The following is a 25893-nucleotide window of genomic DNA, read 5'->3' as shown; positions in this document are numbered from 1 at the left end:
AATGGATTTATTTGACGAGGCTGGGCAGCCAGAGCGAGAACGCGGGCACGTAGGTGACCAGCATCAGGCAGATGCCCAGCGCGCCGTAGAACGGTGCGATGGTGCGCATCACCTGGCCGACCGAGATGCCCCCGATGGCGCAGCCCACGAACTGCACCGAACCCACTGGCGGGGTGTTGAGGCCGAGCGCGCAGTTGATCAGCATGACGATGCCGAACTGCGTCGGGTCCATGCCGAACTGCATCGCGATCGGCATGAAGATCGGCGTGCAGATCAGGATGGTGGCCGCCATGTCCAGGAACGTGCCCAGCACGAACAGCAGCAGGTTGATCATGAGGAAGATCACCCAGGGCTTGTCCGAGACCGACTTCATGAGCTCGCCAGTGAGCTGCGGCACTTCGTAGAGCGCCATGAAATAGCCGAAGGCGGCCGAGATGCCGATCAGCAGGAGCACCACGCCGGTGGTCTTGCAGGCCTTGGCGCAGGCTTTCAGGAAGCTGTGCCACGACAGCGAGCGGTACACCAGCACGGTGATGGCCAGCGCCCATGCCACGGCGATGGAGGCGGATTCGGTGGCGGTGAACGCGCCCGAGAGAATGCCGGCGAGGATGATCACGATCACCAGCAGGCCCGGCAGCGCTGCGCCGAAGGCGCGCATCACCTCGGCCCAGCCGGGGAACTTGCCATGCGTGGGATACCCGCGCTTGACGGCCACGTAGTAGGCCGCGCCCAGGTTGCAGATCGTGAGGATCAGCGCCGGGATCAGGCCGGCCAGGATCAGGCTGAGCACGCTCACCGAGGCGATGCCCGAGGTGGCCAGCGTGAAGATGATCATGTTGTGCGAGGTCGGCATGATGGCGCCGACCAGCGAGGCGTGGGTGGTGACGTTGACCGCGTAGTCCGCGTCGTAGCCCTCCTTCTTCATCAGCGGGATCATCACCGAGCCGATGGCCGAGACGTCGGCCAGTGGCGAGCCGGCCACGCCGCCAAACAGCGTGCAGCCCACCACGTTGCTCATGCCCAGGCCGCCGCGCACGTGGCCCACCAGGCTGTTGGCGAAGCGCACGATGCGGTCGGCGATGCCGCCGTAGAGCATCAGCTCGCCGGCGAACACAAAGAAGGGGATGGCCAGGAAGCTGAACACCTGCATGCCGCCGACCATCTTCTGGAACACCACCGCCACCGGCAGGCCGGCCACGAGGATGGTGGCGACCGAGGACAGGCCGATGGCGAAGGCCACCGGCACGCCGAGGATCAGGAACAGGGTGAAGCTCAACCCCAGGACGGTCAGTTCCATGCTGGCTCCACGAGGGTGCCGCGGATCAGCGCGACGATGTGTTCGATCGAGAACAGCACGATGAGCGCGCCGGCGATCACGATGGGCAGGTAGTCGATGCCGTCGGGCACCGGCAGCATGGGCTTTTTCTCACCCCACTTGGCGCTCATCCAGAGCCAGCCGCTCTGCACCATGAGCGCGCCAAAGATCGCCACCAGCGTGTGGATCACGTACTCGATGCGGCGCTGCCAGCGCAAGGGCAGCAGGCTCACCAGCGACTCCAGGCCGATGTGGCCCGCGTCGCGCACCCCCACGGCCAGGCCGAAGGCGGTGACAAAGAGCACCAGCAGCATGGCCAGGGCCTCGGCCCAGGTGGGCGTGTCGTTGAAGACGTAGCGGCCGATCACCTGCCATTGCACGCACAGGACGACCGCGATCAGCCCGGCCACGGCCAGCATCAGGCACAGCTTGGACAAGCCGGCACACAGTTTGGTGAACATGGGAAACCTTGCTCCCCCGCCCGCCGGAGCGGACGAGGGCTGGAGGACAGGGGTGGGGGGAGGAGGGGAGGCCGCTTACTTGGTATCCTGGATCGTCTTGACCAGGCGCTTCATGTCCGGCGTGGTCATGAACTTGTCGTACACAGGCCCCATCACGGCCTGGAAGGATTTCTTGTCGACCTCGACGATCTCGGCGCCGGCGGCCTTCACGTTGGCGAGCGACTTGGCTTCCTGTTCATCCCACTTCTGGCGCTCGAACGCAACCGACTCCTTGGCGGCAGCGCGGATCATCTCCTGCTCGGCCTTGGGCAGCTTGTCGTAGACCACCTTGGACATGACCAGGATCTCGGGTGCCATCGAGTGCTCGGTCTTGGAATAGATCTTCACCGCCTCGACGTGCTTGGCGGTATCGAACGAGGGGATGTTGTTCTCGGCGGCATCGATCAGGCCGGTCTTGAGTCCGGTGTAGACCTCGCCGTAGGGCATGGGCGTGGCGTTGGCCCCCATGGCGCTGACCAGCGCGACCCACAGGTCGGACTGCTGCACGCGGATCTTCAGGCCCTTGGCATCGGCCACGGTCTTGATCGGCTTCTTGGCGTAGATGGAGCGCGCGCCGCTGTCGTAGAAGGCCAGGCCGATGAAGCCGGCCGACTCGCAGCTCTTGAGGATCTCGTCGCCCACCGGGCCGTCCAGCGACTTGCGCATGTGCGCGATGGAGCTGAACAGGAAGGGCATGGTCGGCACCTGGGTCAGCGGGCAGATGGCGTTCATCGGGCCCACGTTCACGCGCGTGAAGTCCAGCGCGCCGATCTTCACCTGGTCGATGGTCTCCTTCTCGCTGCCCAGTGCCTGCTTGTTGAAGACCTTGATCTTGTGCTTGCCGCCGCTCTTCTTCTCCAGCAGCTCGCTCATGTATTTCACCGCCGCCACGGTGGGGTAGTCGTCGGCGTTGTGGGTATCGGCCGAGCGGAACTCGGTGGCCTGGGCCGCGAAGGCGGCACAGGCGGCCACAAGGGTCAGGAGGGGTTTGATGTTCATGTCGTCCTCGGCGCTTTCGGTAGGGTGGTTGAAAACAGGGGCTTGGGCCTGGGGCCTCTTGTGGAAATGCAGGGCTCAGAAAAACGTGCAGGCAGGCTCGGGCAGCCCGCGCACGCCGGGGCGCAGCGCGAACACGCCGCCCGCCAGCGGTTGGTCGGACAGGTCGCCACCGGGCCGGATCGAGGTGACGAACAAGGTGTCGAACCCGCTGCCGCCAAAGGCGCACATGGCCGGCTTCTTCACCGGCACGGCGAGCGAGCGGTCGAGGCGGCCGTCGGGCGTGAAGCGGTGCACCAGCCCGGCATCGTTGCCGCATATCCAGTAGCCACCGTCCTCGTCCACGGCCGCGCCATCGGGCCGGCCCGGCAGGGGCTTCATGTCGACCCAGGCGCGGGGATGGTGCGGCGTGCCGCTGTCGATGTCGTATCCGCAGGCCCAGATGGTCTGCACCTGGGGGTGCGAGTCCGACAGGTACATGGTCTTGCCGTCGGGGCTGAAGGCCAGGCCGTTGGGAGTGATGAAGCCGCTCTGCAAAGCGCGCAGTGCCTTGCCGTCGAACCCGTACAGGCTGCCTGCGGGAGCGGCCAGCGACATGTCCATCACCATGGTGCCGGCGCGCAGGCGGCCCTGGCGGTCGCAACGGCCGTCGTTGAACCGCATGCCGGCCTGTGGGTGCTGCACCCGGGCGCGCACGTCCTGGGTCAGCGTGCCATCGTTCTGCGGCGTGAGCACCGCCACGCCGGTTTCCATGGCGGCCACCCAGCGGCCGTGCTGCGTCGCTTCGCTGCCGGCGGCCAGCGCCATGCAGCCCGCCATCTCGGGCGTGGCCCACTGGCGCGATTGGCCGGTGGCCGCGTCCCAGCGCCAGAGCGCGCGGCCGGGAATGTCCAGCCAGAAGAGGGCCTGGCGATGCGCGTCCCACACCGGGCTCTCACCCACGCCGTTGCGCGCGTCGAGCACCAGTTCGGCCTGAGTGGTCATGGTGGCTGTGCCATTCAGAACGGGCCGGCCTTGACGAAGCCGCCGCCCTGGTAGATGGCGGCAGGGTCGTTCAGGTCGGGTGCGCTGGTGCGCGCGAAGACGGCCTCGCGGAACACGTCCGACGTGTCCCGGGGCACATAGCCCACGTGGTGCGCACGGCTGTTGTCCCACCAGGTCACGGCGTTGTCCGACATGCCGAACACGATGCTGTGGCCCAGCACCGGGGTGCTCAGGCAGGCGCTGATGAGGCGGTGCAGGTCGTCAAAGCTTAGCCAGGTGGCGAGCATGCGGCGGTCCTTGGGTTCTGGAAACGAGGAGCCGATGCGCACGCAGGCGGTCTCGATGCCGTGGCGGTCGAAGTACAGGCGCGCCAGGTCCTCGCCGAAGGCCTTGCTCAGGCCATAGAAGCCATCGGGGCGGGCCGGGTGGTCGGCGTGAATGGTCTCGCTTTGCTTGTAGAAGCCGGTCACGTGGTTCGAGCTGGCGAACACGATGCGCCTGACCCCATGCCGCCGCGCGGCCTCGTACAGGTGGTAGGCGCCGAGGATGTTGGCCTGCAGGATCGCGGCGAAGGGCGCTTCCACCGAAATGCCGCCCATGTGCACGATGGCGTCGCAGCCCTGCACCATGGCATCGACCTCGTCCGCGTTGGCCAGGTCGGCCAGCGCGATCTCTTCCCCGGCTTTGGCGCTGCCCAGGTCCGCTCGGTCCGAGAGGCGCAGCACCTCGCAGTTGCGCTTGAGACGCTCGCGCAGGGCGGTGCCCAGGCCGCCGGCGGCGCCGGTGAGCAGCAGGCGGTGATGGGTCTTGAGGATGACGTCCATGGTGTGTGCGCTCTTGTCTCGTCGGGCTTGGACTTTCGCGAGGGGTTTGCTACAGTCCGGCCATCATGTTGTCTGTTGTCGGTTGTCAGACAACTTGGGCGAATTGTGTGAACGCCACAATGGCGTGTCAAGGAAAAAACAATGCTCCCCGTGAAAACCCTAGGAGACGACGCGATGCCCCTGGCCGCGCCGCCATTGCGCCCCCGCCGCCAGCGCGGCCTGGTGCCCGAAATCGTCGATACGCTGACGGCCGATGTGCGCGAAGGCCGCCTGCAGACCGGTGACAAGCTGCCCACCGAGTCCGAGCTGATGACCCGTTTCGCGGTGAGCCGCACGGTGGTGCGCGAGGCCATCTCGCGCCTGCAGGCCTCGGGCCAGGTGGAGACGCGCCACGGCATCGGCACCTTCGTGATGGCCCCGCCCGAGCAGAGCAACTTCCGCGTCGCGCCCGAGGACTTCGCCACCGTGGCCGACGTCATCTCGCTGCTGGAACTGCGCATCAGCCTGGAGAGCGAAGCCGCGAGCCTGGCCGCGCAGCGACGCGACGACAGCCACCTGCAGAACATGGCCGCGGCGCTCGCGGCCTTCGAGGCCTCGATCGACGACGTCTCCGACGCCGTGCCCTCGGACTTCCAGTTCCACATGGAAGTGGCGCGGGCCACCGGCAACCGCCACTTCGCCGATCTCATGACCTACCTCGGCACGATGATCATTCCGCGCACCCGACTCAACACCGCCAGCAGCGCGCCCGAGGGGCGTCTGGCCTACCTGCGGCGCGTGCACGGCGAACACCAGAGCATCTACGACGCGATCCGCCTGCGCGAGCCCGAGGCCGCCCGCCAGGCCATGCGCCTGCACCTGTCCAACAGCCGCGAACGCCTGCGCCGGGCCCAACCCGACAGCCTCGCATGACGCCCCGCACCGGCGGCGCGGCCTTCTTCAGCCGGCCGCGCAATGTGGTGTGGCTGGCCACCCTGTGCTGCCTGCTCTGGGGCAGCGCCTACCCGGCCATCAAGAGCGGCTATGCGCTGCTGTCGATCGGCCGGGACGATACCGCGTCGCAACTCGTGTTCGCGGGGTGGCGCTTCCTGCTCGCAGGCGTGTTGCTGCTGGGCATTGCGCACGCCATCGGCCGACCCGTGTTCGCGCTGCCGCGCGCCAGCCTGGGCCGCATCGCCGTGCTCGGGTTGGCGCAGACCTCGCTGCAATACGTTTTCTTCTACGTCGGCCTGGCCCACACCACGGGCGTCAAGGCGTCCATCCTCAACGCCACAGGCACCTTCTTCAGCGTGCTGCTGGCCCACTTCATCTTCCACGACGACCGCCTCGACCATCGCAAGGCGCTGGGTTGCCTGCTGGGTTTCGCGGGCGTGATGGCGGTGAATCTGCGCGCAGGTGCTCAGGGGCTGGACGCGGGCTTCACGTTGCTCGGCGAGGGCTTCATCGTCATCGCGGCCTTCGTGCTCTCGGCCGCGAGCATCTACGGCAAGCGGCTCTCGCAGCGGATCGATCCCATGGTCATGACTGGTTGCCAGCTGGCCATCGGTGGTCTGGCGCTGCTGCTGGCGGGCCATGCCTTTGGCGGTGCGCTGCACGGCATGTCGCTCGCGCCGGCCGTGCTGCTGCTCTACATGGCCGTGCTCTCGGCAGTGGCCTTCGCGCTGTGGGCCGCGCTGCTGAAATACAACCGCGTGGGCATGGTCTCGGTGTTCAACTTCCTCATTCCGGTGTTCGGCGCGCTGCTCTCGGCGCTGTTTCTGGGCGAGCAGATCCTGGCCTGGCGCAACGCCGCGGCCCTGCTGCTGGTGTGCGGCGGCATCTGGCTGGTCACCACCGACCGGCGCCCACCCCCCAGCGCCGCCACCCCGGCGGGTTGACCGCGGCGGCGGTGGCGCTACAGTGCCCTTTCGCCAGCGCGGCGCCGGATGGTCTGGCGCCGCGCCAGCCAAAGGGGTTGTCATGACGTGGTTGATCATCGGCCTGGTGCTGTTCCTGGGTGTGCATTCGGTGTCCATCGTCTCGCCGCAAGGCCGCCAGGCGCTGGCGCAGCGCATGGGCGAGGGGGGATTCAAGGGCGTGTACACGCTGCTCTCCTTTGCCGGCCTGGCGCTGATCGTCTGGGGCTACGGCATCGCGCGGCAGGCGCCGGTGCTGCTCTACAGCCCGCCCACCGGCTTGCGCCACCTCGCGCTGTTGCTCATGCTGCCGGTTTTCGTGCTGCTGCTCGCGGCCTACCTGCCCGGGCGCATCCAGCGCTCGGCCAGACACCCCATGCTGCTGGCCGTGAAATGCTGGGCCCTGGCCCACCTGCTGGCCAATGGCACAGCGGCCGATGTGCTGCTGTTTGGCGGCTTCCTGGCCTGGGCCGTGGCCGACCGCATCTCCGTCAAGCGCCGCGCGGCAGCCGGTCTGCTGCGCAGCCCGCCCGCATTGCCGGGGGGCGCGGCCAACGATGCCGTGGCCCTGGTCGGCGGGCTCGCGATCTACCTCGTCTTCGTGTTCTGGGCCCACGCCTGGCTGTTCGGTGTGCAACCCCTGGGCGGCTGATCGGGAACCCTGGGCGGTTGGCGCGCACCAACCGCCTTGCCGTCTCTTTTTCCGCCATTCCTTCCACACCCACATGACCCGTCCTCCCTCCGCCCCTGTGCTGTCGCTGTTCGCCCTGGTGGGCACGCTGCTTGCCCCAGCCGTGCATGCGCAAGCTCCCGCTGTCACCACCGAAGTCGTTGCGCGCGGCTTGCACAACCCTTGGGCGGTGGCCTTCATCGGTGAGGGGCGCATGCTGGTGACGGAGCGGCCGGGCCGCATGCGGGTGATCGGCGCCGATGGCCGCGTGGGTGAACCGATCCAGGGCGTGCCCGATGTGGATGCCGTGGGCCAGGGCGGCCTGCTCGACCTCGTGACCGACCGCGACTTCGCGCGCAACCGCACGGTGCACTTCTGCTACGCCGAGCCCGGCGCCATGGGCATGCGCAACTCCACCGCGCTGGCCTCGGCGCGCCTCGCGCCCGATGCCCGCTCGCTGGAGAACGTGAAAGTCATCTTCAGCCAGAAGCCCAAGGTCAGCAGCCGGCTGCATTTCGGCTGCCGCATCGCGCAGTCAGAGGACGGCAGCCTGTTCCTCGCACTGGGCGACCGTTTCCAGCGCATGGCCGATGCCCAGACGCTGGACAACCACCACGGCAAGGTGGTTCGCGTGCGCCCCGATGGCCGCGCCCACCCCGACAACCCCTTCGTTGGCCGTGCAGGCGCCCTGCCTGAAATCTGGAGCCTGGGCCACCGCAACGTGCAGGGCGCGGCGATCGGCCCCGACGGGCGCCTCTGGACCATCGAACATGGCCCACAGGGCGGCGACGAACTCAACCGCACCGACGCCGGCAAGAACTACGGCTGGCCCGTGATCACCTACGGCGAGAACTACGGCGGTGGGCAGATCGGCGAGGGGCTGACCAGCAAGGAAGGCCTGGAGCAGCCCCTGCTGTACTGGAAGCCCTCCATCGCGCCCTCGGGCATGGCCTTCGTGAAAGGCGGCCCCTATGGCAAGGACTGGCAGGGCAACCTGCTGGTGGGCTCGCTCAAGTTCCAGTACCTCGTGCGCCTCGTGATGGACGGCGATCGCGTGGTGCGCGAAGAAAAACTGCTGCCCCAACTGGCCCAGCGCGTGCGCGACGTGCGCCAGGGACCGGACGGCTTCATCTACCTCCTCACCGACGACCGCGACGGCCAGCTGTTGCGGCTCAAGCCTGGAAGCTGACACCATGAACCCCACGCCCCGACCGGTTGCCCCCCAGCGTGCGCCCGACACTCTGTACAACCGCGCGGGCCTGGTCCGCCACTACACAGCCGTGCGCGAGCGCAGCCGGGCGCTGGCCGCGCCGCTTTCGCCCGAGGACTGCCAGGCGCAGTCCATGCCCGACGCCAGCCCGACCAAGTGGCACCTCGCGCACGTCACCTGGTTCTTCGAGACCTTTGTGCTCGAGCGTTTCGAGGCCGGCTTCAAGGCCTACGAGCCTTCGTTCCGAATGCTCTTCAACAGTTACTACCAGGGTGTCGGGGAGCCGTTCTCGAGGCCACAGCGTGGCCTTCTCACGAGGCCCGACCTCGCCACCGTGTGGCAGTGGCGCGAGCAGGTGGACGCACGCATCGTGCGCCTGATCGAACACACCGACAGCGACGATGCGCTGCGCCTCATCGAACTCGGTCTGCACCACGAGCAGCAGCACCAGGAGCTGCTGCTCACCGATGTGAAGCACCTGCTGTCCATCAACCCGCTGCGCCCCGCCTACCGCCGCCACTGGCCGCTGGTGCCTGTGACCACGGTGGCGCCGCGCTGGGTCGACCACCCCGGTGGACTGGTGGAGGTGGGACACACCGGCCAGGGTTTCGCGTTCGACAACGAGCTGCCTCGCCACCGCCAGTGGCTCGAACCCTATGCGCTCATGAACCGGCTGGTCACCCACGGCGAGTGGTGGGCCTTCGTGCAGGACGGCGGTTACACCGAGCCGCGCTGGTGGCTTGCCGCTGGCTGGGACTGGGTGCGTGCCCAGGGCCTTCGCGCCCCGCTGTATTGGACCCTCCCGTCGCAAGGCCCGGAGCTGCCCACCGTGTTCACGCTGCACGGGGAAGTGCCGCTGGACCTGCACACCCCGGTCACCCACATCAGCCACTTCGAGGCCGACGCTTTCGCGCGCTGGGCGGCGGCCACGCAGGCCGACTGGGCGGGCGCCCGACTGCCCTCCGAAGCCGAGTGGGAGGCCGCCGCCGCTGGCTTGCCCGTGCAGGGCAACCTGCAGGAAGGCAATGCCCTGCACCCGCTGCCAGCGCGCGCCGCTGGCGACGGCCTGCTCCAGATGTATGGCGATGTGTGGGAGTGGACGGGCAGCAGCTACAGCGCCTACCCCGGCTACCAGCCTGCCGAAGGCGCGGTGGGTGAGTACAACGGCAAATTCATGATCAACCAATACGTGCTGCGCGGCGGCTCGTGCGCCACGCCTGCGGCGCACCTGCGCGCCAGTTACCGCAACTTCTTTCCCACCGACGCGCGCTGGCAGTTCAGCGGTTTGCGGCTGGCGCGCACCCTCTAGGAGCCTTCTCATGCGATACATCGACCAGGCGCCGCAGTTCGTCCAGCTGCACCACCCACGCCCCGGCGCCACGCATCCGGAGCTCATCGCCGGCCTGTTGGCCACGCCGGCGCGCATCGCGCCCAAGTTCTTCTACGACGCCTTGGGCTCGCGCCTGTTCGATGCCATCACCGAATTGCCCGAGTACTACCCCACGCGCACCGAAGCCGCCGTGTTCGCCGAACATGGCGCCGACATGGCGCGCCACGTGCCTCAGGGCGCGGTGCTGGTCGACCTGGGCGCAGGCAGCTGCGCCAAGGCCGCGCGCCTGTTCCCCGTGCTGCAGCCATCTGCCTACGTGCCGGTGGACATCTCGGTGGACTACCTGCGCGACACGCTCGCGGCCCTGCAGCAGCGCCACGCCGACCTGCCCATGCTCGGCCTGGGCATGGACTTCTCCACGCGCTTCGCCCTGGGAGCCGACGTCACCACCTGGTTGAGCGAGCGCGCGCTGGCGCAGCAGCCGCGCGTGGTGTTCTACCCCGGCTCCAGCATTGGCAACTTCCTGCCCGACGAGGCCCTGGCCCTGCTGTGCCAGGCGCACGCGGTGTGTGAAGCCGCAGGGGCGGGGGGTGGCCTGCTGATCGGCGTGGATCGCGTCAAGCCTCGCGCCGTGCTGGAGCCCGCCTACGACGACGCGCTGGGCGTGACCGCTGCCTTCAACCGCAACCTGTTGCGCCACGTCAACCGATTGATCGATGCCGACTTCGCGCCCGCCGCCTGGCAACACGTGGGGCTGTACAACGCCGACGAATCGCGCATCGAGATGCACCTGCAATCCATCGGCGATCAGACCGTGCGCTGGACCGGCGGCGAGCGCCGCTTCGCCGATGGCGAGCGGCTGCACACCGAGAACTCGTACAAATGGGCGCCGGAGGACTTCGGGGCGCTGCTGGGCGAAGCCGGCTTTGGCGCACCCCGGCACTGGACGGACGCCAACGGCTGGTTCAGCGTGTTCTGGGCGCCGGCCTAGCCACCGGCTCGTCGCGTCTTCGCTGAAAAACCCCTCTTGGAATCGCCGTCCCCGACGCGAGCCGCCCCCTCGGCGTGGCGATGCCTGCCTCGCAGAAGTGCCGGCCTGTTCCATGCCGCCTTCCCAGCGCGAATTCCCGCCCCGGGCGGTGTCGGATGTTTGCGTTTTTCTTACTGGATCGTGTGAATTTCCATGGCATCACCCGGTTGATGCCTTTTGCCGGGATGCGGCAAGCACAATGGCGGCCGATTGAAGCCTTTTCCGATCCCGCTTGCCCCAACCCATGACCACTCCCATCCCCTCATCGCCGCGCGCCGAACCGCGACTCACCAGCCTCTCGCACGGCGGGGGTTGCGGCTGCAAGATCGCACCCGGTGTGCTCAGCGACATCCTCAAGGGCACCAGCGCCATGCCCATTCCCAAAGAGCTGCTGGTCGGCATCGAAACGGCCGACGATGCGGCGGTGTACCAGCTCAACGACGAGCAGGCGCTGATCGCCACCACCGATTTCTTCATGCCCATCGTCGACGACCCCTTCGACTTCGGGCGCATCGCCGCCACCAACGCCATCAGCGACGTCTACGCCATGGGCGGCACGCCCATCATGGCGCTGGCGTTGGTGGGCATGCCGATCAACGTGCTCTCCACCGAGACCATCGGCCGCATCCTCGCTGGCGGCCAGAGCGTGTGTCAGGCCGCCGGCATCCCGATCGCGGGCGGCCACACCATCGATTCGGTCGAACCCATCTACGGCCTGGTCGCGCTCGGCCTGGTGCATCCCAGGCGCGTCAAGCGCAACGCCGACGCGCGGGTGGGCGACCGCCTCGTGCTGGGCAAGCCGCTGGGCGTGGGCGTGCTCTCGGCCGCGCTCAAGAAGGACGCGCTGCCGGCCGCGGGGTATGCCCGGATGATCGAGCACACCACCCAGCTCAACACCGCCGGCCCCGACCTTGCTGCGCTGGCGGGTGTGCATGCCCTCACCGATGTGACAGGCTTCGGCCTGGCTGGCCATGCGCTGGAGATGGCGCGCGGCTCGGACACCATGGTGCGCCTGGACATGGCCCGCGTGCCGCTGATCGAGGGCGCGCGCAGCCTGGCGTCGGCCGGCATGGTCACGGGTGCATCCGGGCGCAACTGGGCGGCCTACGGCCACGAGGTGCGGCTGGGCGCCGGCCTGCCGCCGGTCGATCAGGCGCTGCTGAGCGACCCGCAGACCAGCGGTGGCCTGCTGGTGGCTTGCGCGCCCGAGGCCGTGGCCGATGTGCTGGCCGTGTTTCACCGCCATGGGTTTGGCGCTGCGGCCGAGATCGGCGAAGTCGGGGCGGCCAGCGCCGACGGGGTTCGCCTGCGGGTGGATTGAACCAAGGAACGCAAACCATGCAACGACAACACATCAGCTCCGGCTCCCCCTTCGAGGCCCAGATCGGCTACTCGCGCGCGGTGGTCGCGGGCGACTGGGTCTTCGTCTCGGGCACCACCGGCTTCGACTACGCCACCATGAGCATCTCGGACGACGTGGTGCAACAGGCCGAGCAATGCTTCCTGAACATCCAGGCCGCGCTGCAGCAGGCGGGTGCGAGCCTGGACGACGTGGTGCGCGTGAACTATGTGCTGCCCGACGCCTCGCTGTTCGAAGCCTGCTGGCCGGTGCTGCGCAAACACCTGGGCCGGGCACGGCCCGCCGCCATGATGGTGTCGGCCGGCTTGCTGGACCCGCGCATGAAGATCGAGGTCGAGGTCACGGCCCTCAAGACCCGCTGAACACCGTGTCTGCTTTGCCCACCCCCACCCCCGTCCTCGTTTTCGATGTGTTCGGCACCGTGGTCGATTGGCACGGCAGCATCGTGCGGGAAGTGCAGGCGCTGTATCCGCAGGTCGATGCCGATGCCTTCGCCACCGCCTGGCGCGAGGGTTACCAACCGGCCATGCAACGCGTGCGCTCGGGCGAGCTGGGCTGGACGCTGATCGACGACCTGCACCGCATGGTGCTGGAGGAACTCCTGCCTCGCTTCGGTTTGACGCGCCTGAGCGAGGCTGAGCGCGAGCACCTCAACCGCGTGTGGCACCGGCTCGATCCCTGGCCCGACGCCGTGGCCGGGCTGCACCGGCTCAAGACACGGCACACGATCTGCACCCTGTCCAACGGCAACCTGGGGCTGCTCACAAACATGGCCAAGCGCGCCGGCCTGCCTTGGGACTGTGTATTGTCGGCCGAGGTGTTCCGCGCCTACAAGCCCGACCCGCGAGCCTACCTGGGGGCAGTGGAGGTGTTTCGCCTGCGGCCCGAGCAGGTGATGCTGGTGGCCGCGCACCACGACGACCTCGCTGCCGCCCGAAGTTGTGGCCTGGCCACGGCCTATGTGGAGCGCCCGCTGGAATGGGGTGCGGCCCGGCCCAAGGACGTGTCGCCCGTGCCGGCCAACGGCTGGCACGCCCGTGATTTCGGGCACCTGGCCGATCAGCTGGGCTGCTAAGGCGCCTGTTCGACGACGCGCACGCTGGCGCTGACGGCCTCGACCAGAGGCTCGCCGGGCGTGACGTTGTCCAGCAACTCCAGCCTGAGGCTGTAGCTGCCCACGGGCGGCGAGAGCCACACCTCGGTCTGCCCTTCGACGAAATCCATCACGGCCGGGGTGCCGGAGGCGGGCGAGACGGTCAGGCGGAAGTGCCCTGTCTCGGGCAGGCGCTGCGACTCATGGGCCACGTTGAGCGACGAGGCATGGAACTGCACGCGAAACGGCCGCTTGACCACCGGTCCCTCCAGCTGCAGGGCCAGGCCCTTGACCGACAGCGCCTTGGGATCGGTCGGGTTCTTCTTCGTCACCGTGATGGTGGCGGGTTTGCTGTAGACGAAATGGGGCAGGTGGTTCTGGTCGGCCAGCAGCATGCGCAAGGTGTAGGTACCGGGCTCCAGGGTGAGCACGCTTTCCATCTGGCCCTTGCCAAAGTGGATGTACTGATCGTTGAACGGCAGCGCTTCCTTGAAGTTCAGCGGCAGGTCTCGGTTGACCAGCAGGTGGTGGTGCCCGCTCTTGGCGCGGCCCGGCTGAGCGATGGGAGCCAGACCCCAACCGCCCGAAAGACCGAACTTGAGCAGGTAGGGCGTCTCGATGCGGTCGCCGTCCTTGAGGTTGGTGAAGTAGGCCTCGGCCGTCAGGCGCGGTGGCGGGGCTTGCCAGGGGTGGGTCCGGCCGGGAGGGGTCTGCGCGGAGGCGGGCAGAACAGCGCTTGCGGCGAGGAGGAAAAAGGCGATTCGGGTGGAGGGGCGCATGGCGGCGGGTCGGTCATCGGGCTGTCGCGCGATGCTGCTCCAGAAAGCCTCGATCGATGCGGTCTTTCCAGCCCCAGACCCAGGCGCCTGACAAGGCGAGCGGCCCCCAGCTGGCGATGGCGTGCTCCGTGCCGCAGGCCAGCAAAGCCACGCGCGGGCGCGAGGGTGACAGGGCGCGCAGCGCCTTGCCTTCGTGCGCGGCCAGCAGGTTGTGGGCCAGCGCTGCGCCGGTCTGCATGTCGCTGGGGGCGCCGTCGACACGGGCCGCCACGCTCCCCGTGGCGAACACGTGCGGGTGGCTGGTGCTTTGCAGGGTCGGGTTGGTCAACACCTGCCCGCTTTCGTTGAGCGCCAGGCCGCTGGCGAGCAACCAGGCCGGTGGGCGCACGGCCGTGGCGAGCAGGGGCACGTCGCAAGCCAGGCGGGCGCCGTTGCCCAGGTGCACCTGGCCTTCGCTCATGCCCACGCAGGCCTCGCGCAACACCGTGATGCCGCGGCGCCTGAGCTGGCGCAGCACGCGCTGGCGAACCCCGGGTGGCAGGTGGGTGCCGACCTCACCACCGCCGGTGATGAGCGTGAAGCGAGCCCCCGGCAGCCCGTGTTCGCGAATGCCTTGTTCGGCGGCGAACACCAGTTCGATGCCATCGGCCTCGGCGCCCACGACGGCCACCGACACAGCCTGTTGCTGCGCCAGCGCCATCACCTGCGGCCACAGCGCCACGAAGGCCTCCATCGGGCTCAGGTGCAGGGCGTGGTGGTTGGCGCCTGGCATTTCGGCGTCGAGCCAGGCACGGTCGGGCACGGTGCCGGTGTCGATCGACAGCAGGTCGTAGCCCAGCGTGGCCGGCACGCCTTGGGCGCCGCCAGTGGCCGCGGCCTGCACCTGCCGCGACGCCATGTCGAGCCCGGTGCATCGGCCCTGCAGCCAGCGCGCACCGGCCGCGCGGACCAGCGGTTCGAGCGCAACGCGCCCTTCGTCCGCCGTGTGCTGGCCGGTCATGAAGCCGGGCAGGCAGCCCTGGCCCGTGTGGTGCGGGAAGGGCGTGAGCAGGATCACATCCAGGTTGCCCGGGTGGTGCCGCGCCAGGCGCGCCAACACCTGCAGGTGCGCCTGGCCGGCACCGAGCAACAGCAGCTTCTTGATGCCGTGGTGCATGGCCGCCTCAGACCACCAGCATGGCCGCAAACCAGGCGCAGCCCGCAAGCTTTGCTGGTGCGGGGCGCCCGGGCGTGCGCCACAGCGAGGCCAGCAGGAAGCTGTTGTAGGGCAGCGGCGCGAAGTGCACCGCCAGTGCCCATGCGATCGGCTGGCCCTGCGAGACCAACATCAGCGCCGCGAAGCCCGTGCAGAGGTTGATCACACTGCCCACGGCGAGCATGTCGCGCCAGAAGAGCACGCGCCACGCGATCTGGCCCTGCCAACGCCGGCCCCAGAACCCGTTCGTCGTGGGTGCTGGGCCGGTCATGGGCAGGAGGGTGTTCAATGCGCGCTCAGAATGCCGGCGCCGAGCAGGCCGAAGACCAGCAGGCCCAGGGCGATGCGGTAGTACACGAAGGCCATGTAGCCACGCGTGGACACCAGCTTGAGGAAGACCACGATCACGCCATAGCCCACGCCGAAGGCGATCAGCGTGGCCAGGGCGGTGGGGCCGGGCGCGACCGGGCTACCGTGTTGCCAGCTGCGCAGCAGCTGGTAGAAGCCCGAGCCCATCACGGCGGGGATCGCCAGCAGGAACGAGTAGCGCGCGGCGGCTTCGCGCGTGTAGCCCATGAGCAGGCCGGCGGTGATGGTGCCGCCCGAGCGAGAGACACCGGGGATCAGTGCCATCGCCTGGGCCAGGCCGAAGAGCAGGCCGTGGCCCCAGGTGAGCTGGCTGAGCGGGCGCTCGCGCCGGCCATAGTGGTCGGCCGCGCCCAGAATGATGCCGAACACGATCAGCATGGTGGCCGTGATGTAGAGGTTGCGCAAAGAGCCTTCGATCGCGTCCTTGAACAACAGGCCCAGCACCACGATGGGCACCGAGCCGATGATGATCAGCCACCCCATGCGGGCGTCGGGGTCCTGGCGCCGGGCGGGCTGCGTGAGCGAGGCCCACCAGGCGAGAAAGATCCGCACGATGTCGTGACGGAAGTACAGCAGCACGGCGGCCTCGGTGCCGATCTGCGTGATGGCGGTGAACGCTGCGCCCGGGTCGCCGCCCGAGGGCAGCAGCGGACCGATGATGCGCAGGTGCGCGCTCGACGAGATGGGCAGGAATTCGGTCAGTCCCTGGATCAGACCCAGGAAGGCGGCTTCGAGCCAGGCGGTGGTGGGGCTCATAAGTGGGGCAGGCGTGGCGGCATGGTGCGCAAAGTATAGGGATGCGTGGCCCCGGGGTTTCAGGAGAGCAGGGCCTGCGCGAATTCGCGCGCATCGAAGGTTTCAAGGTCTTCGAGCTTTTCGCCGACGCCGATGAAGTAGACCGGCACCGGTTTTTCCCGCGCAATCGCGCAGAGCACGCCGCCCTTGGCGGTGCCATCGAGCTTGGTGATCACCAGGCCGGTGAGCTGCAGCGCTTCGTCGAAGGCCTTCACCTGCATCAGCGCGTTCTGGCCGGTGTTGCCATCGATCACCAGCAGCACCTCGTGCGGCGCGCTGGCATCGGCCTTCTGCACCACGCGCTTGATCTTGCGCAGCTCTTCCATCAGGTGCAGCTGGGTGGGCAGGCGCCCGGCGGTGTCCACCAGCACCACGTCGCGCCCGCGCGCCTTGCCCGCGGTCACGGCGTCAAAGCTCACGGCGGCCGGGTCGCCGCCCTGTTGCGTGATGATTTCCACCGTGTTGCGATCGGCCCAGACGGCCAGTTGCTCGCGGGCCGCGGCGCGGAAGGTATCGGCCGCCGCCAGCAGCACCGAGGCGCCGCTGTCGGCCAGGTGGCGCGTGAGCTTGCCGATCGAGGTGGTCTTGCCCGCACCGTTGACGCCCGCGACCATGATCACGGTGGGTTTGTGCTCGCCGATCACGAGGGGCTTCTGCAGCGGCGCGAGCAGGTCGGCGATGGCATCGGCCAGCAGGCCCTTGACGGCGGCTGGATCGGTGGTTTTGCTTTCCTTCACGCGGCGCTTGAGGTCGCCAAGCAGGTGGGTGGTGGCCTTGACGCCGGCATCGGCCATCAGCAGGGCCGACTCCAGCTCTTCGTAGAGCGCGTCGTCGATCTGCGTGCCGGTGAACACCGTGGCAATGCCCGAGCCGGTCTTGCGCAGGCCGGCCTTGAGCTTGTCGAGCCAGCCTTGGCGCGGCGCGGCCGCAGGTGCCGGGGTGGGCGCCAAAGCGACAGGTTCGGGCGCCGCAGATGGGGGTGCAGCGACCTCCGGCAGGGCGGGCGTGGGTGGCGTGGGGGCTTTTTTGCGAAAGAACGAGAACATTTTTCCAACTCTAGAATCCATTGCATTCTATGAAACGCCTTATACCGCTGACCACGCAGCGCTGTTCTGCACTCCTGATGGTCCTGGCGATGGTGGGCGGCAGCGCGCTGGCCCAGTCGCCCTCCAGTCCGGTTTCTCCCGCACCGAGCACCGCCCAGGCCCCCCTGGCGCAGCAGTTCACCCTGGGCAATGGCCTGACACTGATCGTGCGGCCTGACCGCCGTGCGCCCACTGTGGTGCAGATGCTGTGGGTGCGCGTGGGGGCCATGGACGAGGTCGATGGCACCACCGGCGTGGCTCACGCGCTGGAGCACATGATGTTCAAGGGCACGCCGGACATCAAGGCGGGCGAGTTCTCGCGCCGCGTGGCCGCCCTCGGGGGCATGGACAACGCTTTCACCACACGCGACGCCACCGCCTACCACCTGCAGATCCCCGCGCGCCGCCTGGAGACCGCCATGCAACTGGAGGCCGACCGTTTTGCGCGCAACCAGTGGGACGACGACGAGTTCAGGCGCGAGATCGAGGTGATCAAGGAAGAGCGGCGCCAGCGCACGGAAGAATCGCCGCGCGCGCGCATGTTCGAGGCACTCAACGCCATGGTCTACCAGGCGCATCCCTACCGCCGCCCCGTGATTGGCTGGATGAGCGATATCGAGTCGATGACGCCCGACGACGCGCGTGCGTTCTACCGCCGCTGGTACGTCCCTTCGAACGCGGCCCTGGTGATCGCGGGCGACGTGGACGTGGCGCAGGTGCGTGCACTGGCCGAGAAGCATTTCGGCGCGTTGCCCGCTGCGGCCGTTCCCGCGCGCAAGCCACGCGAAGAACCCATTCAGGCCGGGCCACGCCGGCTGGAGTACCGCGCGGTGGCCGACCAGGCCCTGGTGGCATTGGCCTACAAGGTGCCGCAGTGGCGGGGCGCCGAGGTGGACGACGAGTCCGACCGCGATGCCCTCGCGCTGACCGTTCTCTCGGCCGTGCTCGACGGTTACGACGGAGCGCGCCTGGATCGCGCGCTGGTGCAAGGCGTGGGCACCGGCGGCAAGCGGCTTGCCGACAGCGCGGGGTCGTCCTACGGCCTCATGGGCCGGGGCCCGCAGGTCTTCATGCTCACGGCCGTGCCGTCGGCCGGTGTGACAACCGAGATGGCGGCAGCCGCCCTCAAGGTCGAAGTCGCACGCATCGCCCGCGAGGGCATCCAGGACGCGGAACTCCAGCGTGTGAAGACGCAGTGGACCGCCGGCGAGATCTACAAGCTCGACTCCGTGGCCAACCAGGCTCGCGAACTGGGCAGCTACTGGATCAACGGCATGGGCCTGGACGCGGGCGACCGCCTCATGGCGCGCCTGCGCACGGTCACGGCCGCGCAGGTGCAATCCGTGGCGCAGCGCTACTTTTCCGACGAACTGCTCACCACCGGCGTGCTCGTGCCCGATCCGTCGCGCCGCGAAGCGGCTCCTGCGGCACCGGCAGGCGCGAGGCCAGCGTTGACGCGCCACTGAAGCGAGCCGCCCCACCATGACCCTGTTCACCCCTTTGCGCCGCGCGCTCCTGGCCCTGCCACTGCTGGTTGCCTTGGGCACGGCCCAGGCCACCATTCCCATCGAACAATGGACGCACGCCAGTGGCGCGCGCGTGCACCTGATTGCCAGCCCCTCGATCCCCATGCTGGATGTGCAGATCGATTTCGATGGCGGCCGGCGCCGCGACCCCGCGGCGCAGGCCGGCCTGGCAAGCGCAACCGCCGGGCTGCTCTCGGGCGGTGTGGCAGCGCAGCCAGGACGGCCGGCGCTGGACGAGAACCAGCTCAGCGAGGCCTGGGCGGACCTGGGCGCCCAGTTCGGTGCCAGTGCCACGATGGACCGCTTCAGCGTTTCGCTGCGCACCCTGACCGAACCCGATTTGCTGGAGCGCGCGGTGGCCCTGGCCGCTCGCCAGCTGGCCGCGCCCGCCTGGCCGCAGCGGGTGTGGCAGCGCGACCGCGAGCGGCTGCTGGCGGCCCTCCAGGAGGCCGAGAACCGCCCGGGCACGCAGGCCAGCCGCGTGTTCGGCAGGGCGGTGTATGCCAACCACCCCTATGGATGGCGAACCGAGGCGAACACCCTCCATGCGATCCGGGTGGCCGACATGCGCGAGTTCTACCGCCGCCATGTGGTCAGCTGCCGCGCGCAGGTGTCGATGGTGGGCGCGGTCGATCGCGCCACGGCCGACCGCATCGTGGACCGTCTGATGGCCGCTGTGCAACCTCATGGTTGTCCGGCCCTGGCCGATCTGCCGCCGGTGGAGCCGCTGGCCAAGGCCGTGGACGAACGCCTGCCCTTTGCCGCCGCACAGGCGCAGGTGCTCATCGGCCAGCCCGGCGTGGCCCGCACCGACCCCGACTTCTTCGCGCTCTACGTGGGCAACTACGTCCTCGGTGGCGGCGGCTTCGTCTCGCGCCTGATGACCGAGGTGCGTGAAAAGCGCGGGTTGACGTATGGCGTGTCCAGTTATTTCCTGATGGCACGCCAGGCGGGGGCGTTCCAGATTGCCCTGACCACGCGGCCGGACCAGGCGGCGCAGGCGGTTGACGTGGTGCGCGAGGTGGTGCGCGAATTCGTCGCCAAAGGCCCTACGCAAGCCGAACTGCAGGCCGCCAAGGACTACCTCATCAATGGCGAAGCCTTGCGGCTCGACAGCAACCGCAAGCTCTTGGACAACGTGGCCAACATCGCCTGGAACGACCTGCCGCTGGATTACCTGGACACCTGGACCAAGGAAATCGAGCGCCTGAGCGTGGCCGACATCCAGCGCGCCTTCGCGCGCGTGCTGCAGCCCGATCGCATGGTCACGGTGGTGGTGGGTGCGCGGCCCTGAGGTCGCGTAAGCTCGCTGCCATGAAAAAGCCATCCATCAGCGCCGCGAGCGCCGCCGCGAGCGCTCCTCACGAGGTGCGCATCATCGGTGGCCAGTGGAAACGCACCAAGCTGCCCGTGGCCGACCGCCCGGGCTTGCGGCCCACGCCCTCGCGCGTGCGCGAGACCCTCTTCAACTGGCTCGGTCAGGACTTGAGCGGCTGGCGCTGCCTCGACGCCTTCGCCGGCACTGGCGCGCTCGGGCTGGAAGCCGCTTCGCGCGGCGCGGTGGAGGTGGTGTTGGTGGAGCAGGACGGCGCGCTGCTCGCCAACCTCAGCCGCATCACCACGCAGCTCAAGGCCACGGGGGTGCGCGTGGAGCGGGGCGACGGCGTGGCCGCACTGCGTCAGCGCGCGGGGCAGGGGCTGGATGCCGTGTTTCTCGACCCGCCGTTCGGCGATGGCCAGAACGAGGCCTTGTACGCCGCCGCGCTGGCCGCTGCGCGCCAGGCGGTGCAGGGGGACGGGGTGATCTACCTGGAGGCTCCTCGGGTCTGGAGCGCGGACGAACTCGCCCAGATCGGCTTGCAGGTGCATCGGCAGGGCAAGGCCGGTGCGGTGGCCTTTCACCTGTTGCGGCCATTGCCCGTGCAGTGAGGTGGGGCCGGGCCCCCCTCGCGCATAATCTTCCCGATGAGTTCAGCCCTTGCTCCAACCGGCGCTGGTGGCCGCGTGGCGGTCTACAGCGGTACCTTCGATCCCATCACCCTGGGCCATGAGGACGTGGCGCGCCGTGCGGCACTGCTGTTCGACGAGGTGGTCATTGCGGTGGCCATCGCGCACCACAAGAAGACCCGGTTCACGCTGCAGGAGCGGCTGGACATGGCCGCCGAGGTCGCCTCCCGCATGCCGGGGCGGGTGCGGGTGCTGCCGTTCGAGGGCCTGATCATGGACTTCTGCCGGCAGCATGGCGCGACGGCCGTGGTGCGCGGCATCCGCAACCTCACCGACTTCGACTACGAAGCCCAGATGGCGGCGATGAACCGAAAGCTCAACGCGGCGGTGGAGACGGTGTTTCTGCTGCCGCAGGCCGAGTTGCAATGCATTTCGAGCACGCTGGTGCGCGAGATCTCCCAACTGGGCGGTGATGTGTCGCAAATGGTGAGCGGCGCGGTCGCCGCGCGGCTGGCGCCCAAGCCCCTGCAGGCATAGGCATGAGCCGCCACGTTTCTCACTTCGTTTCGCCGCTCCCTGCGGGGGGGCGTTCTTGCCTGGAGCGGCCCTGCGCCGCAGCCTGACCATGGCCCTGCTGATCACCGACGAATGCATCAACTGCGATGTGTGCGAGCCCGAGTGCCCGAACCAGGCCATCTTCATGGGCGAAGACTTCTACGAAATCGACCCGGCGCGCTGCACCGAGTGCGTGGGGCATTTCGACGAGCCGCAGTGCGTGCAGGTCTGCCCGGTGAATTGCATCCCGATCAACCCGGACCACGTCGAGTCGCGCGAGACGCTCTGGGAGAAGTACCAGCGCCTGCAAAAAGCCGGTCAGCCCTTGTCGGCCGCCGGTGACACGACCCCGCCACCCGCCTCGGCCTGAGGGGCTGGTGTGCTGGCCGGCCGAGGTGGCTTGGGCCGCGGCGGCTTGCTGGTGTGGATCAGGGCCGTGGCCTTGTCCATTTCGCCGGCGATCAATTGCGGCAAGGCTTTGAGGGAGCGGTCCAGCGCCTGCGCGATCGCGATGCGGTCGTCGGGTGACGGCTTCTTCAGCACCCAGTTGGCCACCTCGTTCTTGTTGCCCGGGTGTCCGATGCCCACCCGCAGGCGCCAGTAGTCGGCGCTGCCGAGTTGCGCGTGGATGTCGCGCAGGCCGTTGTGGCCTGCGTGTCCGCCGCCTTTCTTGAGCTTGGCCTCACCAGGCGGCAGGTCCAGTTCGTCGTGCACCACCAACACCTCTTCGGGCGCGATCTTGAAGAATCGCGCCACCGAGGCCACCGACTTGCCAGAGAGATTCATGAAGGTCTGCGGCTCCACCAGCCAGAGGCTGTGGCCACCGACGTTGGCGCGCGCCACGAGGCCGAAATACCCGCGCTCCATCGCCAGGGACACTTTGAGCAGGCGAGCGGCCTCGTCCACCCACCAGAAGCCGGCATTGTGGCGTGTGTGTTCGTACTCCGGTCCGGGATTGCCCAGACCGGCAATGAGTTTGATCATGAGCGGGATTATCGACAGTTGGGTGCGCCCCAAAACAAAACGGCCCGCCGAGGCGGGCCGTTTCAGGCAGGAAAGCGTCTGCGGACGGCTTACTTCTTGCCCTTGCCCTTGGCGGCCTTCTTGTCGTCGGCAGGTGCGGCCACTGGGGCGGCAACCACTTCTTCCACCGGTTCCACCACGGTGGCCACGGTGATGTTCTTGCGGCCGTGCGTGACGAGCTTGACGCCCTTGGCCAGCTTGATGTCGCCGGTGTGCACGGTGGCACCCTTGGTGACTTCACCCAGGTCCACTTCAATGAACTCGGGCAGCTGGGTGGCCAGGCACTCGATTTCGATGTCGTTGAGCACGTGGCTGATCACGCACTTGTCGGTCTTGACCGCAGGCGAGTTCTCGGCGTTCACGAAGTGCAGCGGCACCTTCTTGCGCAGGCGGGTCTTGTCGTCCACGCGCTGGAAGTCCACGTGCAGCACTTGCGGCTTGTACGGGTGGTACTGCACATCGCGCAGCAGAACCTTCTGCACCTTGCCGGCGAGTTCCATGTCGAGGATGGACGAGTGGAACGCTTCCTTTTTCAGGGCGTGCCACAGGGCGTTGTGATCGAGTTCGATCGTGGCGGCGGGCGTGTCACCGCCGAAAACGATACCGGGCGCGCGACCGGTGTTGCGCAGACGGCGGCTCGCACCCGTACCCTGCTTGGCGCGCTCAAAAGCGACAAATTGCATGACTGACTCCTGTGGAGGGGTTCCGCGACCAGAACGCCTCTGTTTCAAAAGAGCCGCCCCCACCATGGAGACGACCCGCTTCTTGCTGCCTTCAGTCCCTCAAAAGAGGTTGTCCTGATCGGCAAACAAACTCATGACCGACTCACCCGAGGCGATGCGCGCGATGGTCTCGGCCATCAGCGGAGCCACGGAGAGCTGGCGAATCTTGGAGCAGGCCTGCGCGGCCTGCGAGAGAGGAATGGTGTTCGTCACCACCACCTCGTCCAGGGCATTGCCCTTGGCGATGCGTTCGATGGCCGGGCCCGAGAAGATCGGGTGCGTGCAGTACGCATACACGTTCTTGGCGCCGCGCTCCTTGAGCACCTCGGCGGCTTTGACCAGCGTGCCGGCGGTGTCGATCATGTCGTCCATGATCACGCAGTTGCGGCCTTCGATGTCGCCGATGACGTGCATCACTTCCGACACGTTGGCCTTGGGGCGGCGCTTGTCGATGATGGCCATGTCGCAGTTGAGCTGCTTGGCCAGCGCACGGGCTCGCACCACGCCGCCCACGTCGGGCGAGACGATGAGCACGTCGGGGTAGTTCTTCTGGCGCAGGTCGCCCAGCAGGACGGGCGACGCGTAGATGTTGTCGACCGGAATGTCGAAGAAGCCCTGGATCTGGTCGGCGTGAAGATCCATGGTGAGCACGCGGCTCACGCCCACGGTCTGCAGCAGGTTGGCCACGACCTTGGCCGAGATCGGCACACGGGCCGAGCGCGGACGGCGGTCCTGGCGGGCGTAGCCGAAGTAGGGGATGACGGCGGAGATGCGCTCGGCCGAAGCGCGCTTGAGCGCGTCGACCATGATGAGCAACTCCATCAGGTTTTCATTGGTCGGCGAGCAGGTGGACTGGATCACGAACACGTGGCGCGCGCGCACGTTTTGCGTGATCTCGACCGTGACCTCACCGTCGGAGAAGCGGCCTACATTGGCCGCGCCGAGTTGGGTGCCCAGGTGTTGGGCGATTTCGGAGGCCAACACCGGATTGGCGTTGCCGGTGAAGATCATGAAATCCGGGGGTTGAACTTGCATGGTGTTCCCAGCTGTCTGAACGACGGACCCTGGGGGCCGCCGTCAAAAAAGGCCACCCGGGGGTGGCCGTTCCGGTGCTCGATGTGTTGAAACAGGGTGGCAGGGGAGGAAGGACTCGAACCCTCGCATGCTGGAATCAAAATCCAGTGCCTTTACCAACTTGGCGACTCCCCTACGCAGGTCGATGGTTCGGCGTGATGCCGGACAACCAACCAAAAAACGTCGCAGGTTGCGCAACCACTGCCTGGGCTGTGCGCTGCCGATTCTAATCGGTGCACCAGTCGAGCAATGGATGTGCATCCATGTTGCCGCATTCTCGAACCATCCAGTCGCCAGGGGCGTCTGCCAGGTTCACTGTCTGCGGCAGCTCTGCAAACACCGCGGTTCCCGATCCGGTCATTCGCCCTTGCAGTCCATGGCTGTCGAGCCATCGAATGCAATGCCCCACATCGGGACAGAGCGCCTGTGCCACGGGTTGAAGATCGTTGTGTCCGACGGCCAGAACCTTCTGGAGATCGATCACCGCGACTTCTCGCGAGTCATTTGCAGCAAAGCCTTGGATTGTAGCAGTTTTTGTGTCGCGTTTGAGATCGGGCGAGCCAAAAATGCGTTGCGTGGAGGCCCCCGAGGGGGGCTTGACCACGATGAAGCGAGCAGGCGGCAGCGCCACCGGGGTCAGTTGCTCGCCCACGCCCTCCACCCAGGCGTTGCGCCCGCCGATGAAGAACGGCACGTCCGCACCCAGTTGCAGGCCGATCGCCGCCAGTTGCGATCGATTCAGTCCCAGGCCCCAGAGGCGGTTCAGGGCCAGCAACGTGGTGGCCGCGTCCGATGAGCCCCCTCCCATGCCCGCCTCGGCGGGCAGCCGCTTTTCCAGGCCGATGTGCACACCCTGACGGCAGCCGGTTGCCTGTTGCAAGGCCCGGGCGGCCCGCACCGTCAGGTCGTCGGCCGGCAGGTGCCCGGGTGTGAGGTCTTCGCGGCTGATCGCGCCATCGGCCCGGCGCTCGAAATGCAGGCGGTCGCACCAGTCCACCAGCATGAAGATCGACTGCAACAGGTGGTAGCCGTCGGCCCGCCGGCCGTTGATGTGCAGAAAGAGGTTGAGTTTGGCGGGCGCAGGCACGTCCAGCAATCGCTGCACGGGGGCGTGGAAGGTCATGGCTGGAAGACGACGCGCAGTTCGGCGGTGGGCAAGGGGGTGGCACGGCGTGCTGTGATGCGGCCTTCGGCCTGTCGGGACAGATCGGCCTGCCAGCCCGGCACATCGCCCTGCTCGCCGCGCAGCCAGCCGAACAGCGCCGCGACGGGCACCGCCGTGCCGCTGAGTTCGGTGGTGAGCTCGTCCAGGTTGCCGCGCCGGGTGACCTGGCCTCCCTGACGCAATTCGGCGCTGCGCGGTGTCCACACCACGGTTGCCAGGGTGTTGCCCAGCGGCGAAGTGAGTTGCAGCTCGCCTTCGGCCGGGGCTCCGCGCAGGTCGAACGCAGCGGAAAACGACTGCGGGGGCGCGCTGTCGACCTGGAGGGACAGGCGGCCGCTCCACACCGCTTCGCCTGGCAGTGCCGATCGCGGTGGTGTGGCGCAAGCCGAGAGCAGGGCGGCCACTGCCCACACAGCCATGCGCCCCTGCAAACGGGGCCACCGGAGTGCCT

The 25893-nt window shown here is 68.0% G+C and carries 29 protein-coding genes and 1 tRNA gene; 14 read left to right on the top strand and 16 right to left on the bottom strand.

Annotated features, from left to right (window positions below):
• Window positions 1-7: 7 nt before the first annotated feature.
• The 5 genes from KIT86_RS01015 to KIT86_RS00995 form a co-directional block, all read right to left on the bottom strand.
• A complete protein-coding gene (locus KIT86_RS01015) occupies window positions 8-1297 on the bottom strand; it encodes a TRAP transporter large permease (RefSeq protein ID WP_297394129.1) in 1290 nt (429 codons plus the stop codon).
• Window positions 1288-1776, bottom strand: coding sequence for a TRAP transporter small permease (locus tag KIT86_RS01010; protein WP_297394127.1), 489 nt, complete (start codon window positions 1774-1776; stop codon window positions 1288-1290). The genes KIT86_RS01015 and KIT86_RS01010 overlap by 10 nt, the downstream gene beginning before the upstream one ends.
• Before the next feature lie 75 nt (window positions 1777-1851).
• Window positions 1852-2814 carry a TRAP transporter substrate-binding protein gene (locus tag KIT86_RS01005; protein WP_297394125.1) on the bottom strand — a complete coding sequence of 321 codons (963 nt, stop codon included), beginning with the start codon at window positions 2812-2814 and terminating at the stop codon, window positions 1852-1854.
• A gap of 75 nt (window positions 2815-2889) precedes the next feature.
• Entirely contained in the window at window positions 2890-3795 is a 906-nt protein-coding gene (locus tag KIT86_RS01000) for an SMP-30/gluconolactonase/LRE family protein (RefSeq protein ID WP_297394123.1), read from the bottom strand.
• 14 nt (window positions 3796-3809) lie between these two features.
• Window positions 3810-4619 (bottom strand): NAD(P)-dependent oxidoreductase, encoded by an 810-nt coding sequence (locus KIT86_RS00995; protein ID WP_297394121.1) that lies wholly within the window; start codon window positions 4617-4619, stop codon window positions 3810-3812.
• A 141-nt stretch (window positions 4620-4760) separates the two neighbouring features.
• Between KIT86_RS00995 and KIT86_RS00990 the strand changes: the two genes are divergently transcribed.
• The 9 genes from KIT86_RS00990 to KIT86_RS00950 all read left to right on the top strand — a co-directional run bounded on the left by KIT86_RS00990 (window position 4761) and on the right by KIT86_RS00950 (window position 13189).
• Complete coding sequence (locus tag KIT86_RS00990) at window positions 4761-5531, top strand: FadR/GntR family transcriptional regulator (RefSeq protein ID WP_297394119.1); 771 nt, start codon at window positions 4761-4763, stop codon at window positions 5529-5531.
• On the top strand, window positions 5528-6496 hold the full coding sequence (locus tag KIT86_RS00985; protein ID WP_297394117.1) for a DMT family transporter: 969 nt from the start codon (window positions 5528-5530) through the stop codon (window positions 6494-6496). Before KIT86_RS00990 ends, KIT86_RS00985 begins: the two co-directional genes overlap by 4 nt.
• 82 nt (window positions 6497-6578) lie before the next feature.
• A complete protein-coding gene (locus tag KIT86_RS00980) occupies window positions 6579-7166 on the top strand; it encodes an NnrU family protein (protein WP_297394115.1) in 588 nt (195 codons plus the stop codon).
• A 73-nt stretch (window positions 7167-7239) separates the two neighbouring features.
• Window positions 7240-8373 carry a PQQ-dependent sugar dehydrogenase gene (locus tag KIT86_RS00975; RefSeq protein WP_297394114.1) on the top strand — a complete coding sequence of 378 codons (1134 nt, stop codon included), beginning with the start codon at window positions 7240-7242 and terminating at the stop codon, window positions 8371-8373.
• Window positions 8374-8377: 4 nt separating this feature from the next.
• Window positions 8378-9703 carry an ergothioneine biosynthesis protein EgtB gene (egtB, locus tag KIT86_RS00970; protein WP_297394112.1) on the top strand — a complete coding sequence of 442 codons (1326 nt, stop codon included), beginning with the start codon at window positions 8378-8380 and terminating at the stop codon, window positions 9701-9703.
• 10 nt (window positions 9704-9713) lie between these two features.
• On the top strand, window positions 9714-10715 hold the full coding sequence (egtD, locus tag KIT86_RS00965) for an L-histidine N(alpha)-methyltransferase (protein ID WP_297394110.1): 1002 nt from the start codon (window positions 9714-9716) through the stop codon (window positions 10713-10715).
• A 283-nt stretch (window positions 10716-10998) separates the two neighbouring features.
• On the top strand, window positions 10999-12075 hold the full coding sequence (gene selD / locus KIT86_RS00960) for a selenide, water dikinase SelD (protein WP_297394109.1): 1077 nt from the start codon (window positions 10999-11001) through the stop codon (window positions 12073-12075).
• A 17-nt stretch (window positions 12076-12092) separates the two neighbouring features.
• The gene (locus KIT86_RS00955) at window positions 12093-12476 is read left to right on the top strand and encodes a RidA family protein (protein WP_297394107.1); all 384 of its coding nucleotides are present in this window, start codon (window positions 12093-12095) and stop codon (window positions 12474-12476) included.
• 14 nt (window positions 12477-12490) lie between these two features.
• The gene (locus KIT86_RS00950) at window positions 12491-13189 is read left to right on the top strand and encodes a haloacid dehalogenase type II (protein WP_297394206.1); all 699 of its coding nucleotides are present in this window, start codon (window positions 12491-12493) and stop codon (window positions 13187-13189) included.
• On the opposite strand, the gene KIT86_RS00945 is transcribed toward KIT86_RS00950, so the two are convergent.
• The 5 genes from KIT86_RS00945 to ftsY are packed head-to-tail and all read right to left on the bottom strand — an operon-like array spanning window position 13186 to window position 17391.
• A complete protein-coding gene (locus KIT86_RS00945) occupies window positions 13186-13986 on the bottom strand; it encodes a DUF4399 domain-containing protein (protein ID WP_297394105.1) in 801 nt (266 codons plus the stop codon). The two genes, KIT86_RS00950 and KIT86_RS00945, sit on opposite strands and share 4 nt — an antisense overlap.
• Window positions 13987-13999: 13 nt before the next feature.
• On the bottom strand, window positions 14000-15142 hold the full coding sequence (locus tag KIT86_RS00940; protein WP_297394102.1) for an FAD-dependent oxidoreductase: 1143 nt from the start codon (window positions 15140-15142) through the stop codon (window positions 14000-14002).
• A 7-nt stretch (window positions 15143-15149) separates the two neighbouring features.
• Window positions 15150-15452 carry a hypothetical protein gene (locus KIT86_RS00935; RefSeq protein WP_297394101.1) on the bottom strand — a complete coding sequence of 101 codons (303 nt, stop codon included), beginning with the start codon at window positions 15450-15452 and terminating at the stop codon, window positions 15150-15152.
• A 14-nt stretch (window positions 15453-15466) separates the two neighbouring features.
• Entirely contained in the window at window positions 15467-16306 is an 840-nt protein-coding gene (locus KIT86_RS00930) for an undecaprenyl-diphosphate phosphatase (protein ID WP_297394099.1), read from the bottom strand.
• A gap of 59 nt (window positions 16307-16365) precedes the next feature.
• Window positions 16366-17391, bottom strand: coding sequence for a signal recognition particle-docking protein FtsY (ftsY, locus tag KIT86_RS00925; RefSeq protein ID WP_297394097.1), 1026 nt, complete (start codon window positions 17389-17391; stop codon window positions 16366-16368).
• Between the two features lie 29 nt (window positions 17392-17420).
• Here ftsY and KIT86_RS00920 point away from each other — a divergent pair, with 29 nt between their 5' ends.
• From KIT86_RS00920 to KIT86_RS00900, 5 genes are all read left to right on the top strand, one after another.
• Complete coding sequence (locus tag KIT86_RS00920; RefSeq protein ID WP_297394095.1) at window positions 17421-18896, top strand: pitrilysin family protein; 1476 nt, start codon at window positions 17421-17423, stop codon at window positions 18894-18896.
• Window positions 18897-18912: 16 nt separating this feature from the next.
• Window positions 18913-20250 (top strand): pitrilysin family protein, encoded by a 1338-nt coding sequence (locus KIT86_RS00915; RefSeq protein ID WP_297394093.1) that lies wholly within the window; start codon window positions 18913-18915, stop codon window positions 20248-20250.
• A gap of 20 nt (window positions 20251-20270) precedes the next feature.
• A complete protein-coding gene (gene rsmD / locus KIT86_RS00910; RefSeq protein ID WP_297394091.1) occupies window positions 20271-20885 on the top strand; it encodes a 16S rRNA (guanine(966)-N(2))-methyltransferase RsmD in 615 nt (204 codons plus the stop codon).
• A gap of 36 nt (window positions 20886-20921) precedes the next feature.
• Window positions 20922-21440 (top strand): pantetheine-phosphate adenylyltransferase, encoded by a 519-nt coding sequence (gene coaD, locus KIT86_RS00905; protein ID WP_297394089.1) that lies wholly within the window; start codon window positions 20922-20924, stop codon window positions 21438-21440.
• Between the two features lie 88 nt (window positions 21441-21528).
• A complete protein-coding gene (locus KIT86_RS00900) occupies window positions 21529-21828 on the top strand; it encodes a YfhL family 4Fe-4S dicluster ferredoxin (protein WP_297394087.1) in 300 nt (99 codons plus the stop codon).
• Here KIT86_RS00900 and pth read toward each other — a convergent pair.
• From pth to KIT86_RS00870, 6 genes are all read right to left on the bottom strand, one after another.
• Window positions 21777-22442, bottom strand: a complete 666-nt coding sequence (gene pth / locus KIT86_RS00895) for an aminoacyl-tRNA hydrolase (protein WP_297394085.1) — start codon at window positions 22440-22442, stop codon at window positions 21777-21779. The genes KIT86_RS00900 and pth overlap by 52 nt on opposite strands.
• Before the next feature lie 89 nt (window positions 22443-22531).
• Window positions 22532-23164 (bottom strand): 50S ribosomal protein L25/general stress protein Ctc, encoded by a 633-nt coding sequence (locus KIT86_RS00890; RefSeq protein WP_297394083.1) that lies wholly within the window; start codon window positions 23162-23164, stop codon window positions 22532-22534.
• A 99-nt stretch (window positions 23165-23263) separates the two neighbouring features.
• On the bottom strand, window positions 23264-24238 hold the full coding sequence (locus tag KIT86_RS00885; RefSeq protein WP_297394081.1) for a ribose-phosphate pyrophosphokinase: 975 nt from the start codon (window positions 24236-24238) through the stop codon (window positions 23264-23266).
• 97 nt (window positions 24239-24335) lie between these two features.
• A tRNA-Gln gene (locus tag KIT86_RS00880) sits at window positions 24336-24412 on the bottom strand.
• A 91-nt stretch (window positions 24413-24503) separates the two neighbouring features.
• On the bottom strand, window positions 24504-25382 hold the full coding sequence (gene ispE, locus KIT86_RS00875; RefSeq protein WP_297394204.1) for a 4-(cytidine 5'-diphospho)-2-C-methyl-D-erythritol kinase: 879 nt from the start codon (window positions 25380-25382) through the stop codon (window positions 24504-24506).
• A 14-nt stretch (window positions 25383-25396) separates the two neighbouring features.
• Window positions 25397-25861, bottom strand: a complete 465-nt coding sequence (locus tag KIT86_RS00870) for a lipoprotein insertase outer membrane protein LolB (protein WP_297394079.1) — start codon at window positions 25859-25861, stop codon at window positions 25397-25399.
• Window positions 25862-25893: the final 32 nt, after the last annotated feature.

The organism is Hydrogenophaga sp., from assembly GCF_026125825.1.
Lineage (GTDB): Bacteria > Pseudomonadota > Gammaproteobacteria > Burkholderiales > Burkholderiaceae_C > Hydrogenophaga.
Note: the sequence above shows the minus strand (reverse complement) of the source record. Positions and strands in the feature narration are given on the sequence as shown.